Genomic DNA, 16,416 nt, shown 5'->3' on the forward strand with positions numbered 1-16,416 from the left:
TTTATAACTGGTTTTAATGATATATTCTTATTGCATTTGTTCAAAAAATCGAAAGGAATCTGGATCTGCGATGAGCTCATTATTATCCCAGTCTAAAGTTATTATTCCACTTTTTCTTGGTTCTACTGATGTAACGGAATAATGACCATGCAATACATATTGCATGTTATTATTTTCATCAATAAATAAATCTCCGTGTCCGGTTCCATAGGCACCTACATCATCTCCATGAATAATAGGATTATTTGTATTTTTTGTCCATGGTCCCATTGGTGAACTTGCAGTAGCGTACCCCACAGCATAATCCTGATTTCTATAATCGTTAGCAGAATAGGTTAGGTAATATAAGTTGTTATGCTTAAATACTGTTGGTCCTTCTACAACTTTCCAATTTACATTCTGCGTGTTTTCCCAGTATTCTTGAGAAGTAATAATTTCAGTTAATGTACTTGGCTTTATGCTTAACATATCATCATTCATTTCAGCAACGTAAATTTTATTTCCATTATCTAATCTTACATGATAGAGGTATTTTTTACCATCATCATCAATAAAAATATAAGGGTCTATCTGATTAACATTAGTATCTATAGCATCACCTGAATTTATGAAAGGCCCTAAAGGACTATCACTTGTGGCAATGGCAATTTTTTCATTAGCCGTGTAGGCCATATAAAAGCTATTATTGTATTCGAAAATTTGAGGAGCCCAGAACCCAGTATTCCCAAAAGCATTATTCTCGTGAAGCGCAAAACCATTTTGTGTATTTCCTTCAGGGCCATCCCAATCTACTAAATTAGTAGAAGTATATACTAAAAAGCCATTTCCTAAGCCAACCAAATCTCCTTGAGAAGTACCATATAAATAATAGGTATTATTATGGTAAAAAATAGTTGGATCTGCTAAAAAAATAGGTGTAGCAACAGGAGTTGGAGTTGGTGTAGGTGTTGGAGTAACCCCAGAATCATTGCTTTCATCATTTGAACATGATGAGGCAAGAAATAATGTACTTAAAAGTAAGATGCTTATTTTTTGTAAATTCATAAAAATTAAAATTAATTAGCTTTATTAATACCAAAGTGCCTAACCAATTGGTCATATTCTTTTTTAGAAATTGTAATCATACAACCATGTCTAACAGCTTCAGGTAGGTTGTATTTATCCCAATCACTGTAAAACGTATAACCCGAAGCTTGAAACCAAGGACCATTTAAATTATCCGCTACTGATAAGCCGTAAGATACTCCAGGATATTGCTCATAATATAAGTACCAAATTTTTCCATTTGGTGATGGAATTAGTGTTGGAGCTTCTCTAAAATTTGGACTAATAGGATCACTTGGTAATGAATAAGGACCAAATAATGATTTCGATCTGGCAATACGTATTGTTTTTCCTGTTGGCCAATATAATGTAGGGTAGGTTTCATCTTTTAAAATAGCATAATAACTATCTCCAACCTTTCTAATGAAAACATCAATGGTACCTAAATCCCAATCAAATAACAATTTAGGATACTCTTCAAAAGTTTTTAAATCTTTAGATATAACATACAGTGTACGCTGACTGGCCCAGTAACGTTCCCCATCTCCGGGAATACCTTCCTTATGCGGTGTATGCCAGGTTATCATGAATTTTGATGAGACTTCATCAAAGTATAATTTAGGAGCTCCAATACGTTGTAATGGATTCGGATAATTTTCTACCTTTTGTAGATTTGGAGTATAAGTGCTGAATTTCTTCCAGTTGATTAAATCAGATGATTTCCAAATAGTTATATCAGGATCAGAATCACTATTATTTCCAGTCATGTAATAACTCCCATCTGGACCCTTAACTATATCAGGATGTCCATGATAATCATCAAATACGCGTTTAGTATTATTTAGGCTATACCAATGTAAACCGTCTGTACTAACCGAATAGTATAATTTTCCATAATCTTCATGCGTCATATGAGCAAAAAGATAGGCTTGATTAACAGGGTGTTCTCCCTCAACAACCTGCCCTGGAAGATCAGGTTGTTGAGAAAAACACCCTATACTAATCAAAAAACAAAAAATGAAATTAACAACTCTTGTATGAAACATTTGTTTATTTTTTATTTACTTCTGATGTAATCTTTTTTATGAAGGTAGTTTCCTCAGTTTTATAAGGTGAACCATCAGTATTAAAAACTTCATGAAACCACACTTCAGGTTCAGAAGTATATGTTTTTGTCCAACTATCCCACGGGTATTTGGTTTGAGTTTTACCATCTACCAATCCCCAATTAAACATAGCTACGTTGTATTTTTTTGCAATAGGAAGAAATCCTTGAAATGTACTTCCATTGGGTCTTGCCATGTATTCTGTACATAAAAGAGGTTTGTTGTAGCGTTGTAATTGCTTAATTTTTGCTTCAAAAATTTCTGGTATTTCGTAATTATGAAATGAGATAACATCTGATTGAGAAACTTGTAGTTGATGCATTTTCTCCATTTGATCATGTTGTTTCCAATCTCCTATCCAAATACCAGAGGTTAGAGGCTGACTTGGATTTTCAGCTCTAGCCCATTGAAAAACTTGTCTTAATAGATTATAAACAAGTTCTTTTTTATTTGGTATTTCAACAGCTTCATAAGAGGGTCCTGTCATGTTATCGGGTTCATTCCATACATCCCAACCTAAAATTCTCTTATCATTGCTAAAATGCCCTACGGTTGCTTGTACATATTTTTTTAACCTGTTATATTGAAGCGAATCTTGTAATACTTTTTGTCCTGGACTTTGAACCCATCCTGAATTATGTACATGAGGAGTAGGCATTTTTTGTTCACCTAATTCAGGAAATGGACTCCAGCAAGAATCGAAAAGCACAAACAAGGTTTTTATATGATGCTTCTCTGCAATTGCCAAGTAAGCATCCATTCTTTTAAGAAAGCCTTCTGGATCTTGTTTGTATAATAAATCATGTAAATATACGCGCATGGCATTCATCCCTATGTCTTCTGCCCATCCAAGTTCTTCATCAATAGTAACAGGATCAAAAGAATCTGCTTGCCACATTTCTAGTTGATTAATAGCGGTACTTGGGTTAAAGTTAGCACCTACATACCATTGCTGCTCTGAATACCATTGATTTGCTTGCTCAGTAGTCCAAACTTTTCTTTCTTCTTTCTTGTTTGACACTTCATTTGATATTTTTTCTTTACAAGAAATAAATGCTATAGTCATTAAAATAGTAGCGAGAACGTATCTTAAACTTCCTATATATGTATTTTTCATTTTGTGCTTATTTAAGTAAAATTCTGAGATTACTTATAAACAGTAACCTCAGAATTCTAGTTTTAGTTAGTAGTTAGGATTTTGATTTAAGTTTGGATTGTTTTGAACTTCAGATAGAGGGATAGGTAATCTATTATTTTTGCCAATAACAAAATTGTTAAAATCAGGATCTCTTGTTATAATTTCATCAATTGATGCCTGAGTATCTAGATCTCCCCAACGTTTTAGATCTTCCCATCTAACACTTTCACCACATAGTTCTAAAACACGTTCTATTTTCAAACGGTCTAAGAATTGATCGTGATTGTTTCCTATTTGTGGATATGCTGTAGCTAATGGCGCCATATTAGAACGAGCTCTTACCATATCTACATACTGATATGCATCTGCTGTCATGTCAAGTTCATTTAATACTTCGGCATATCGTAATAATATATCAGCATATCGTACAAGTCGCCAATTAACTTGAGAATAATAATCTTCATTAGTTCTATAATAACTTCTAGATCCTTTTTTAAACCAAGTCTCTTCGGCTCCCCATTCCCAGTTTCTACCATAGGTCAATGTACCAAAATCGGTATTCGAATCAGCATAAAATAAAGAGTACTTTAGGCGTTCATCAATACCTCCTTGCATATTAGCTTCTTGTTTAAAGGCATCTACTAACCAATATCTTGCTTGCCCGTCTGACCATCCAATATTTCTAGGGGCAAAGAACTGTGCTCTTTGAGAAGAAACAGCGGCGTCCGCTCCTTCTCCAGTACCACCAAGGCGTTGATCACCAAATTGAATTTCGAAAACAGATTCTGAATTGTTTTCATTATTATCAGTAAAGTTATCTTCAAAATTATCTACTAAACTATAGATAGCACCTTGTCCAGAAATTAAGAATTCTAAAGCTAGTTTTGCATCTTGCCAACGGTGTTCTTGCATATACATTTTGGCTAATATAGCCTTAACAGCCCCTTTTGTAGGTCTACCTATGTTGAAGTTATCCCATTCCAAAGGTAAATCATTAAAAGCATCGTTTAAGTCACTTTCTATCTGAGCAAAAACTTCTTCTTGTGTGTTTTGTGCAGGAAGATCTTCTGGTGAAGAAGGCTCTAATACCAATGGAACATTCTCCCATAAAATAGCTGCATAATAATAATGCAACGCTCTTAAAAATTTAGCCTCAGCTATAATCTGTGATTTTCTTACATTGTCTTCAAACTCAATATTAGGAACGTATGCTAAAACTTGATTTGCTCTAAATGCAGCTTTGTAGGTATCTCTCCAAGTAACACTATTCCCTTCCCAAAAGTCATAATTAACATAATTAAATTTGGTCCAATCAGCCAATTCTGTCCAAGGGCTTTGACTAAAACCTTCATCAGATGTCAAGTCTAATCTAAAATAAATCCATCGAGCCCATAATCCATCCTTATAGAACATGGCATAAATAGAGTTTACGCCTTTTTCAGCATCGCTGGGAGTTTTCCAATATTGTACTGTTGTAAGGTCATTAGGACTTGCCAGATCCAATTCATCTTTATTACAAGCACTTAGTAAATACAAGAAACTAAAACTTACAAGTATTATTTTTAAATGTTTCATAGTAGTAATTTTTAGAAGCCAAAGTTTAGGCCTAGTGAATAGGTTTTTAGATTAGGAAATGAACCACTATCTACACCCCTTTGGAAAATGTTTGAATTATTAAATTCTGGATCTAATCCTCCGTAATTGGTAATAGTTATGATATTTTGAGCGGAGATACTAATTCTTGCAGAAGAGAAGCCTATTTTCTCTAAGATACTTTTAGGAACCGTATATCCAACTCCTATATACTTTAGACGTGCAAAACTTCCATCTTCTAACCAGCGGTCTGTATCACCTCTGGCATTCATACCATAGCCTTTTTCTGCTCTTGGAAAATTAGTATTCGGATTTTCAGGAGTCCAAGGTTGTACACCAGCACGGTAGTTACTATCATCATCAAATCTGTCAACGGTACTTCTAAAACCGTTATAAACAGTAGCTCCATGAGAACTAATCCAGTTCATTGAAAAGTCAAAATTCTTATAATTTACACCAGCATTAAGCCCCATTTCAAAATCTGGCCAAGGACTTCCTACAATGGCTCTGTCTTCAGTGGTAATTTGACCATCATCATTAATATCTTTATATCTTATATCTCCAGGCTTAGCGTTTGGCATAATAACTTGTCCTTGAGAGTTGGTATAATTATTTATCTCATCTTGATTTTGAAATAATCCGTCTGTTTGTAACACATACCACATACCTACAGATTCTCCTTGACGGGTAATTGTATTACCTTGTATACTTTCATTTAAGCCATTACCTAATTCTACTAGTTTATTATTTAACGTCGTGAAGTTTATTGAGGCATTAAAACTAAAGTCATCATTAACAACCTGATTGTAGCTAACATTAAACTCAAAACCTTTATTTTCTATAACAGCGGCATTAGAAATAGGATTTCCTCCATCATTACCAGTAGTCATTAAAATAGGAAAACCAAATAGTACGTCTTCAGTCTTAGCAATAAAATAGTCAGAAGTAATTTGTAATCTGTTATCTAACAAACCTAAATCAAATCCTATGTTGGTTTGTTTTAATACCTCCCAACGAAGATTATTATTTGCTAACTGAACTTGTGTAGCTGAAGCTATAGCTTCTTGATCAACTCCAAATACTGCGGCTCCGAAAGAATTTATGAATCCTTGATATTCATAGTATCCGATATTTCCACTACCTAACTCTCCATAACTTGCTCTTAATTTTAAATCACTTATTGCTTCAACATTGAAGAACGATTCTTTATTAATTCTCCAACCTAAGGAAAGTGATGGAAAACTACCCCACTTGTTAGATTCGCTAAAACGAGAGGAACCATCTCTACGAATAACCGCATTGAATAAATAACGATCATCATAATTATATTCCAAACGCCCCAAGTATGAGATAAGAACAGCTTCATTTTTGTAACCTCCTGTTTGAGGAGAATCACCACTGTTTAATACTTCAAAATACTCTCCTGTAGTTGGGTTTACAATAAGATTGTATTTGGTACCATTTATTTGTTCGTAAGTTTCTTTTTGGTATGTAGTACCCGCTACAACGTTAATAGAATGTTTACCAAATTCTTTATTAAAAGTTAAAGTGTTTTCTATTAATTTATTCTGCCACTGGGCTCTGTTTTGATTGGTATAAGATCGTTGGTAAGCTTGGTTTAATGCCCAGTTACCTTCTTTTCTCAAATACTTATAATTATCAAAGCTGGTTTCATATCCTAGATTCAATCGATACTTTAGAAATGAAAATGGTTTAATTTCGGCAAACACATTTCCTCGTATTCTAAAGTTTTGATTGGTAGCATCTGATAAATCTGCAATAGCTAAAGGGTTAGCAGCAAATGTATTTGCAACATCTGCCTTACCATAACCATATCCTCCTGGGTTTTCATTATCATAAATAGGAATAGTAGGTAAAAGCCTATAAACATCTATTAATGGATTTCCAGACATTTCATCAGTTTTAGAATTGCTCAAAGCAACATTTTCACCTATAGTAAAAATGCCTTTAGTACCTGATGTATTTACTCTGAAAGACATTCTTTCAAAGTCTGTAGAGATTACGGTTCCTCTATTACCAAAATAGTTTGCTGAAACAAAGTAGCTAGAATTTTCACCTCCACCAGAAAAACTTACATTATGATCTTGGATAAATCCAGTTCTAAAAGCCACATCTTGCCAGTCTGTATTAACATCTAGATTAAGATCTTGTCTTGTGTATCCAGCATTATCATATGCCATATTATTTAATCGAACAAATTCATCTTTGCTTACAAGATCATAACGAGGCATGGTGGTAGTACTCATTTTCGTACTAGCTTCAATTTTCATTGGTCCTGCTTTACCTTTTTTAGTAGTAATAATTACTACACCGTTTGCGGCACGAGATCCATAGATCGCAGCGGCGGCGGCATCCTTCAAAATTTGAATAGTTTCAATGTCATTAGGATTAAAATCTCTATTGGCTGTTGTTATAACACCATCAATAACATAGAGTGGATTAGTACTTTGTAAATTCTTTAAACCACGGATTTCAATTTTTGCTTCAGAGCCAGGCCTACCCCCTCCTCTTACATTTACCCCTGTTGCCAAACCTTGTAAACTTTCGGCAACTGTAGTAGTTTGTCTTTTGGCAATTTGATCTGATTTAACAACTGCGATTGCACTTGTTAAATCTTCTTTCTTTTGTGTTCCGTAACCAACAACTATTACTTCATCTAAAGCAGCAATATCGTCTTCCATGGTTACATTAATAATAGTTCGATTATTTACAGGTATTTCCTGTGTTTTAAATCCGATATAGCTAAAAACAATAATAGCGTCGGGTGCTGCATCAATAGTATAATTACCATCAAAATCAGCGGATGTACCTATTGAGGTACCTTTAACGATAACGTTTGCGAAAGCAATGGGTTCTCCATTGGTAGAGGTTATAGTACCTGATACCTGACCCGAGCTTTGTGAAAAAACGCTTTGAGCAAAACACATTGTCAGTATAATCAGATACTGTGTTTTGAGCATACATTTAATAATAGTTCTCATAGAATTTCATTTTGAAATTTTTACCTTATTGGTAGTTGAAACAATTTGATGAAATAATTGTGTTTAATAACACTTAATTATAATTGTTGTTTGTTTTGAACTGTTTTAGTAAATTGCTAATTAATCAATTTTTAATATAAATTATTTTATAAACCCAAATTTGAAGTGCTAAAAACAACAATTATTTCGTTTTCCAAAGTAGATTAAATTTCACCGAAGAATATCTATGTTTATGTTTCAATTTTTATTCAATTTGTTTCAATGTTAATTTTTTGTCAAAATAATCTGGTTGTTGAACTAATATGTAGAAAAAAAAGACAATTTGTAAACTTTCGAAAACGTTGTCTTACGTTACTTTGTAGTGTATGAAAAAGGTTATTATTCTAACGCTAATTTGTAGTTATTGTTCAGTATTTTATGGACAAGATTATTTTTTTAAACATCTTCAGGTTGAAGATGGATTGTCACAAAACTCAGTAATATCAATGTTACAAGATAACAAAGGTTTTATGTGGTTTGGCACAAAGGATGGATTAAATAGATACGATGGATATAATTTTAAAATTTTTCATCATATACCAGGAGACACAACTAGTATAGGTAGTAACTTTATTAGATGTATTCATGAGTTTAATGACTATTTATGGGTAGGCACAGATACCGGCCTTTTTAGATATGATGAACGAACGGAGTCTTTCTCTCTTATTAAAGAAACCCAAAATCAGCCTATTCTAGATATTGAATATAACATAGATGGTAGCTTATGGGTTATTGCCAATGGAGTTTTACTTAGGATAGTTGCGAATGAAGAAAACCTAATGGTTGAGAAATACGATCAGTTTTATGCAAATTTTGTAACACATACGCCTAGTGGAAATGTGTACATAAGCTCTCCTCAAAATGTTTTTAAATATATCCCGGAAAATAATTCCTTTCAAAAGATAATTTATGATACAGATTTTAAGAGTTCGGGTACTATCATTACAATTATGAAATGTAATGGGAATAATGAGCTGTTAATTGGAACAAAGGATAATGGAGCATTTCTCTTCACAATTGATTCTCATATCATGAAACCGATTTTACCAGAAAAAGAGAATCCATTGTTTGTGAGAGATTTTCTAATAAAAGATAAAAATGAGTTATGGATTGCTAGTGAATCAGGGTTATTTATTGTTAATATAGAGAATGGTGATTATTTAAATTTTAAAAAGGATTATGGAAACCCATATTCGTTATCTGATAACGCTATCTATGCTTTGGTTGAGGATAAAGAAGGAGGGGTATGGATTAGTTCCTATTTTGGAGGGGTAAACTATTTCCCAAAGCCCTATACACCGTTTACTAGATACTTTCCTATGGTAGGAGCCAATTCTTTAAGTGGTAATGCCGTAAGAGAGATTGAAAAAGATATAAATGGAAACCTTTGGATTGGTACAGAAGATGCTGGACTTAATAAGTTGAATGTAAAAACTGGCAAGTTTACAAATTACACCTATGGAAAGAATAAAGGGAATTTGGCTCATTACAATATCCATGGATTGTTAGCTAAAGAAAATGAACTCTGGATAGGTACTTTTGAGCACGGATTGGACGTAATGGATATTGAAACAGAAAAAGTGATAAGACATTACGGAACCGGACCTGATGAAGGTGGGCTTCGAAGTAATTTTATTTTACATATATATCAAAGTAGTGATACGAGTATATATGTACTTACTTCATTTGGAGTACATAAATATATACCAGCATCAGATTCTTTTGAATTAGTTTCTGGTTTTCCAGAAGTTTATCATTATACTTATTTCTTGGAGGATCATAATGGTACTTTTTGGGCAGGCACTTACTGGGATGGTCTTTATTATTATAATCCAAAAACCAAGAAAAAGGGAGTTTATAGATATGAAAGCTCAAATGTATATAGTATCAGTTCCAATGTAATTAATGGAATTTTTGAAGACAGTAAGAATCAACTTTGGATAACAACTGAAAATGGTTTAAATTTATATATTCCTGATTCTGATAGTTTTAAAAGATATACGCGTTCAGATGGTTTCCCTAGTAATGTTACTTACGCTATTTTAGAAGATGATGAGCAACAATTATGGATATCTAGTTCAAATGGATTAGTGGAATTTAATCCAGAGACTGAGGATATTAAAACTTTTACTAGATCAAGTGGATTATTAAGTGATCAATTTAACTATTGTTCCTCACTTCAAACAGAAGATGGTGAAATGTACTTTGGAAGCGTTAAGGGAATGATAAGTTTCAATCCTAATAAATTTACCCAAAACACATTTAATCCATCTGTTTATATTACTGATATTTTTATTAATAATGATGATGTTCAAGTAGGGAAGAATAATTCTCCATTAGATAAATCTATTCTATTTTCAGATGAAATAATTCTTAATAATCAACAATCTAGTTTTAAGTTAGAGTTTGCTTCTTTAAGCTTTACTGCTCCAGAAATGACACGATATTGGTACCAATTGGAAGGTCTTAATGATAATTGGATTCCATTAGAGAAGAATCACGAAGTTAATTTTACTGAACTTCCTTTTGGAACTTATACCTTTAGAGTAAAAGCATTAAATAATTATAAGGTTTGGACCAAAGAAAATGCGGTATTGAAAATCACTATTTTACCACCATTCTATTTAAGTAAAGTAGCAATTCTAATTTATCTTTTAGCACTAATATGGATTGCATACTTCGGTTTACGAACATATCATAGATATACACGAAGAAAAAGTAATAGACATATTACGCAGTTACAAAATGAAAAAGAAAAAGAAATTTATGAGGCAAAAATTGAATTTTTTACAAATGTAGCACACGAGATACGTACTCCACTTACGTTAATAAAGAGCCCTTTAGAAAAGCTAATTAAGCAAAAATATAAATCTCCTGAAATACCTAAGAACTTAGATATTATGGAAAAAAATACCATTAGATTGCTAAATTTAGTAAATGAGTTATTAGATTTTCGTAAAGTTGAAATGAAAAATGTTGAACTTAATTTTGAACCAATAAATATTAGTGAAATAATAAGAGAAACACTTACTCGCTTTAGTCAGCTAATTCAAGAAAGAAACTTACAATGTACTATTAACATACCAGAAAAAGCTATTATAGCGTTTGCGGACGAAGAAGCTTTTAGAAAAATTCTAAGCAATCTTTTTGGTAATGCAATTAAGTATTCCGCTAAAAAAGTAATTTTAACCTTAGATATTTTAGAATCAAGTTTTAAAGTAACTATTAAAAATGATGGAGATATAATTCCGGTACATCTTCATAAGCGTATTTTTGAGCCCTTTTTTAGAGTATATCCACATACACCTACACCTAATATAGGCACAGGCATAGGTTTGTCATTAGCTTATTCATTAACACAATTACATAATGGATCATTATATATAAATGAATCTGAAGCTAATATGAATACTTTTATTCTTGAGCTTCCCTTACATCAAAATGAAAAACTTAAAGCCATTTCCCCTTCTGATATAGAATACACTAGTAAACAATCTAAAACGAACACAATACAAAATAAACATTTACCTTTAATTATAATAGCTGAAGACAATAAAGAATTAGCTGATTTTATGCTTTCAGAATTAGCAGAAAATTTTAATATCCTATTAGCTAAAAATGGTGAAGAGGCATGGGAAATGGTACTAAAAAATGAGGTACAACTTATTGTAAGTGATGTAATGATGCCTGTAAAAAATGGAATTACTCTTTGTAAGGATATTAAATCGAATGAGAAAACAAATCATATTCCTGTTATTTTATTAACTGCTAAAACTGCATTAAATGCTAAAATAGAAGGTTTAGAGTCTGGTGCAGATGCCTATATAACAAAACCTTTTTCTATGGATTACCTTTTAATACAAATTTCTAATCTTATAGAAAATAGAAGGAATATTTTAGGGCATTATTCTAGTTCTCCTTTGGCCTATTTAAAATCTGTAGCAACTACTAATACAGATAAAGAATTTTTAACAAAGCTAGATAGAGTAATTCAAGAGCATTTAAAAGAGCAATCATTAAACGTAGATAAAATAGCTAATTATATGAATATGAGCAGATCTACACTTTACAGGAATATTAATGAATTGTCTGACATATCTCCAAATGAACTTATTAATTTAAGTAGGTTAAAAAAAGCTGCTCATTTAATTAAAACAACCAACATGAAAATTTATGAAATTGCTGAAATGGTAGGCTATAAATCTCAAACAAGTTTTGGTAGAAATTTTCAGAAACATTTTGGAATGACGCCTACAAGCTTTGAAAAAGCTAATAAGGAATAGTTCAATAATCTGATTGGTATTTACTGTAGTATGTTTCAGAAGATCAAAAGGATATGTAGTTACAACAAAAAATTAAGTAGAGCATCCAGATGTCCCTTCCCAAATGGAATACTTGCTGATTCCTACTTTGATAATATTAAAACGCTACAGTAAGGCTTACCTACTGTGAAATATTTAGCGGATTAACTAAAGTTAACATCCTATTATTTAAGTGATCTCTTACGTTCATTAATCAAACAAAGTGCGCAACAGCATATTCAAAACAAACTTATTAAAAAAGCCAGACAGAGTAAACTTCTGTATTGGTAGCAGAAAAGAAAGAGAAAGAATATAAAGTTCTATATTAAACTCTATTAATACAACTCATTCACGCTTGGTTATCCTTTTATAAGTAAGCGATATTAATTATCTTATTAACTTTAAAAAACAAGAAAAGTATCTATACTCTTAATAATAAGGTTTTAAAATATAATTATCCATAGGGTATACATTCTTTTAACATATCAAACATATGATTTATATCGATAAAAAAACCATACTACCGTTTATATATGTATCTAAAAAATATATATCTTAAGTTTGCTTATAGAAGTATTCAATTATGCTAGCATACTGTTTTAAAAGAAGGTTACTGTTACTTTTTTGTTTTTGTTTTATCCTACAGTCAAATAAAGCTCAGGATTCCATTAATGCAAACAAGTTAAAAAATACTTATCAAGAAGAACTTACAAGCAAATCATACAATAAAGCATTAAAAGCTTTAAATACACTAGGAGATTATCTTATTTACAAAGAGATAAATCATAAAGAAAGTTACTTGTTATTTCATGACTTTAAACCCTTTTTACAAAAATGTACTAACAATAAAGAAATTGCTAAGTTTTATATCAATTATGCAGAGGGTGCTACCTATGCACAAGATTACGAAGGTTCTTTAGAAATACTAAAGGAAGGTTCCCAATTTCTAGAAAAAATAAAAGACTCAAATCTCTACGAATACGGGTATGTTTATCTTAAAGCAGCTGAAAATACTACCAAGCTAAATATGTTTTCAGAAAGTTCAATTTACTTTCAAAAGGCTGAGGCTATTTTTAATCATCAACAAGATACCTTAATGTGGCTATGGACAAAAAATGGATTAAGTACTCTTTTTAGTAATTACGCTATCTATGATAAAGCCGCTGAAGAAAGAGCCTTCATTTTTGAAGTTACAGAAAAAAATAAATATGGTCAAGTATTGGCCATAGCACATATAGGAGCAGCTTCTGATGCCTTTTTTCTGGATAAGCCTAAAGACGAATTATATCACATCCAAGAGGCTTTAAAGGCTAATAATAAAGAAACTGATATTAGCGAAATTGTGAATATATTAACCTTAGCATTCGCAACTACAACCTATGCCAGACAGGAACAGAAAGAAAATTCAAATTATTACTTTAAACTGCTTAATGATAAATTAAAAGCAAAAAACGGACAGATACCTTTTATAGATAGTTATTACAAACAAGCGCAAAGTCTTCATGCACTAGTAAATTCTAATTATAAGCAAGCTGAAGAGTATGCACAAGAGCTGCTCAATAATGTAAATAAAGCGAACGACTGGCAAGCTGTAGCTAGAACTTATTTGCTTATGGCTTCCATTTACGAAAAACAAAAAAATGAAAAGGATGCTCTTCGGTTTTTTAAAAAATATGTAACGCTTAAAGATTCTGTAAATGAAGCCGCTTCTCGTAAGAAATTTGCATATGTACAAACCCAGTTTGAAACCGAAAAAAAAGATCTTGAAATTATAAGAAATAATCAAAATATAAAACTTTTACAAGCAAGGAACCGAATTATTAATCAACGTTACATTTTTGGCGGAATTATTATTCTAAGCATATTTATAGTAATTTATATTTGGCGACTACGTATTTATGCCATTAGAAAAGCACGCTTACAAAAGCAATTTGCGCAACACCTTATACAGCATTTAGAACAAGAACGTAAACGCATTGCAGGAGAATTGCATGATAGTATAGGTCAAAACTTATTACTCATAAAAAACAAACAGCTACTAAATAAAGAAGAAGACACCGTACTTATTGAGCAAACTATTGATGAAGTAAGAAACATGTCCCAAAGCCTACATCCGTTTCAATTTGAAAAATTAGGGCTATTAACCTCTATAAAACATACAATTCAAAACTTTCAGCGAAATTCAATGATTTTTTATTCGGGAGATATACAGGTGAATGAACTGAAAATAGACAAGGAAAAAGAAATTTTCATTTATAGAATGATCCAAGAATGTTTGGCTAATGTAGAAAAACATTCAAAAGCAAAAGCGTGTAGGGTATTAATAACAGAAAATGATAGTTATTTTAAATTTGAAATAAAAGACAATGGCGTTGGGTTTAACCTTAATGAAAAAAAAGAAATATTAAATAGTTTAGGTTTAAAAAACCTTAAAGAACGTGCTCAAATTATAGGAGCCATATTAGACATTCATTCAATAAAAGGTAAAGGTACTACCACCCTAATTAAAATATTAAAAGACTAAAATTATGACCCCAGCTCGTATTTTTTTGGCAGATGATCATCCCTTATTATTAAACGGTACCAAAAGTTTTTTAAAAGAAAAACAATATGATGTTGTAGATACCGCTGAAGATGGCTATGATGCCTACAACAAAATTATTAAGTATACCCCCGATATTGCAATTTTAGATTTTGATATACCTAAACTAAATGGATTAGAGATTGCTCAAAAGCTAAAACGAAAAAGCATAAACACTAAAATAATCATATTAACCCTTCATAAACAAGAGGCCATTTTACAAGAGGTAGGTAAATCCATTTTTGGGTACCTAACAAAAGATACTGCTCTAAATGAACTTGAAGAATGCCTGCAACAGGTAATTGCCAATAAAACATATATCAGTCCAGGATTAAATAATTCTATTCATTTTGATAGTAACCAGCAATCTATTGATAAACTAACAGTTACAGAAATTAAAATTTTACGCTATTTAGAACAAAGCTATACCAGTGCTCAAATTGCCGATGAATTATTTATTTCTAGGCGTACTGTAGAAAAACACCGCAGTAATATTATTGAAAAATTAAACCTACCTTCTACTCCAAATGCTTTAATACTTTGGTTAAAGCAGCACCCCGAACTATTCCAAACTAGTTAGTTTCATCTTTATACGTAGGGGTACGTATGGTTTACTATTGTTATGCATTATACTTTCGTAGCAATAATAATGTGCTTTGTTATATACTACAATTCTTCAAGTATTTATACAAAGACGAAACCGATTAATTATGTATACTTTACACCTACGGAATGAATTTCATTCCGATCATCCTTTTCACTACACAAAGGATCAAAATCCTATGAAGTTTCCGGTATCAAGAAAGGAAACAGTAACTTTTAATAATCTTACCAATGCGTATTTTGATGTACCTGGTTTCATTATTAATTTCACCTACCTAGGTACCGATAAAATTGATGGATTTCCTATGATTGAAGGTACCTATGGGGTGCTTATCAGAACACAATCTACGGAGGTATATTACCGCTATGACAGTACAGGAGAGCTAAATGTAACTTTAAACAAATTTGGCACCTATACACTTGAGGCTTCCAACGGAAACGCATTTAAAATTCAACTAAAAGAACTAATCGTAAAATAAAACATTATGGCTGTAATCGGAACTATTGCCCTTTGGTCATTCGACTGGGCTCCACAAGGATGGGCATTTTGTCATGGTCAATCATTAGACGTGGCTAAATACCAACCGTTGTTCAATCTCTTACAATATACGTACGGAGGGAACGGGTATAATTCATTTTGTCTGCCTGATTTAAGAGGAAGAGTCCCATTAGGTGCTGGTCATGCAGATGGACTATCTAATTATAAATTAGGTACTTTAGGAGGCATAGAAAAAGTGAGTCTTTCTACTGCCGAAATGCCTACACATAACCATAGTACAAAACTACAAGCAGCTTCGCCGGTAGAAAGAGGTACTGAAACACCTGAAGTTACAAATAACTACCTAGCAACAGGAAATAAATACGCTAGTAAAGCTAACAATAGTATGGCTCCAGATGTTATTCAAATGGAAGCAACAGGAAATGGTGATGCCCATGAAAATAGACAACCCTTTCTTACTTTAAATTATATCATTTGTACTGAGGGTGAATTTCCTGAAAGACCATAAGT

The 16,416-nt window shown here is 32.1% G+C and carries 10 protein-coding genes; 5 read left to right on the forward strand and 5 right to left on the reverse strand.

Features of this window, described 5'->3' with window-relative positions:
• Positions 1 to 27: 27 nt before the first annotated feature.
• The 5 genes from Y10_RS09880 to Y10_RS09900 all read right to left on the reverse strand — a co-directional run bounded on the left by Y10_RS09880 (position 28) and on the right by Y10_RS09900 (position 7,883).
• Positions 28 to 1,044 carry a glycoside hydrolase family 43 protein gene (locus Y10_RS09880; RefSeq protein WP_281765218.1) on the reverse strand — a complete coding sequence of 339 codons (1,017 nt, stop codon included), beginning with the start codon at positions 1,042 to 1,044 and terminating at the stop codon, positions 28 to 30.
• An 11-nt stretch (positions 1,045 to 1,055) separates the two neighbouring features.
• Complete coding sequence (locus tag Y10_RS09885; protein ID WP_281765219.1) at positions 1,056 to 2,090, reverse strand: glycoside hydrolase family 43 protein; 1,035 nt, start codon at positions 2,088 to 2,090, stop codon at positions 1,056 to 1,058.
• A 4-nt stretch (positions 2,091 to 2,094) separates the two neighbouring features.
• On the reverse strand, positions 2,095 to 3,267 hold the full coding sequence (locus Y10_RS09890; protein WP_281765220.1) for a glycoside hydrolase 5 family protein: 1,173 nt from the start codon (positions 3,265 to 3,267) through the stop codon (positions 2,095 to 2,097).
• Positions 3,268 to 3,333: 66 nt separating this feature from the next.
• Entirely contained in the window at positions 3,334 to 4,863 is a 1,530-nt protein-coding gene (locus tag Y10_RS09895; protein WP_281765221.1) for a RagB/SusD family nutrient uptake outer membrane protein, read from the reverse strand.
• Positions 4,864 to 4,874: 11 nt separating this feature from the next.
• Positions 4,875 to 7,883, reverse strand: a complete 3,009-nt coding sequence (locus Y10_RS09900; protein ID WP_281765222.1) for a SusC/RagA family TonB-linked outer membrane protein — start codon at positions 7,881 to 7,883, stop codon at positions 4,875 to 4,877.
• Between the two features lie 365 nt (positions 7,884 to 8,248).
• On the opposite strand from Y10_RS09900, the gene Y10_RS09905 reads away from it, so the two are divergent.
• The 5 genes from Y10_RS09905 to Y10_RS09925 all read left to right on the forward strand — a co-directional run bounded on the left by Y10_RS09905 (position 8,249) and on the right by Y10_RS09925 (position 16,414).
• Positions 8,249 to 12,205 (forward strand): hybrid sensor histidine kinase/response regulator, encoded by a 3,957-nt coding sequence (locus Y10_RS09905; RefSeq protein WP_281765223.1) that lies wholly within the window; start codon positions 8,249 to 8,251, stop codon positions 12,203 to 12,205.
• 601 nt (positions 12,206 to 12,806) lie between these two features.
• The gene (locus Y10_RS09910; protein ID WP_281765224.1) at positions 12,807 to 14,747 is read left to right on the forward strand and encodes a sensor histidine kinase; all 1,941 of its coding nucleotides are present in this window, start codon (positions 12,807 to 12,809) and stop codon (positions 14,745 to 14,747) included.
• Positions 14,748 to 14,751: 4 nt separating this feature from the next.
• Entirely contained in the window at positions 14,752 to 15,384 is a 633-nt protein-coding gene (locus Y10_RS09915; protein WP_281765225.1) for a response regulator, read from the forward strand.
• 202 nt (positions 15,385 to 15,586) lie between these two features.
• Positions 15,587 to 15,886, forward strand: a complete 300-nt coding sequence (locus Y10_RS09920) for a hypothetical protein (protein ID WP_281765226.1) — start codon at positions 15,587 to 15,589, stop codon at positions 15,884 to 15,886.
• Positions 15,887 to 15,892: 6 nt separating this feature from the next.
• Positions 15,893 to 16,414, forward strand: a complete 522-nt coding sequence (locus tag Y10_RS09925) for a phage tail protein (protein WP_281765227.1) — start codon at positions 15,893 to 15,895, stop codon at positions 16,412 to 16,414.
• Positions 16,415 to 16,416 lie beyond the last annotated feature (2 nt).

Source organism: Neptunitalea lumnitzerae (genome assembly GCF_027924185.1).
Lineage (GTDB): Bacteria > Bacteroidota > Bacteroidia > Flavobacteriales > Flavobacteriaceae > Neptunitalea > Neptunitalea lumnitzerae.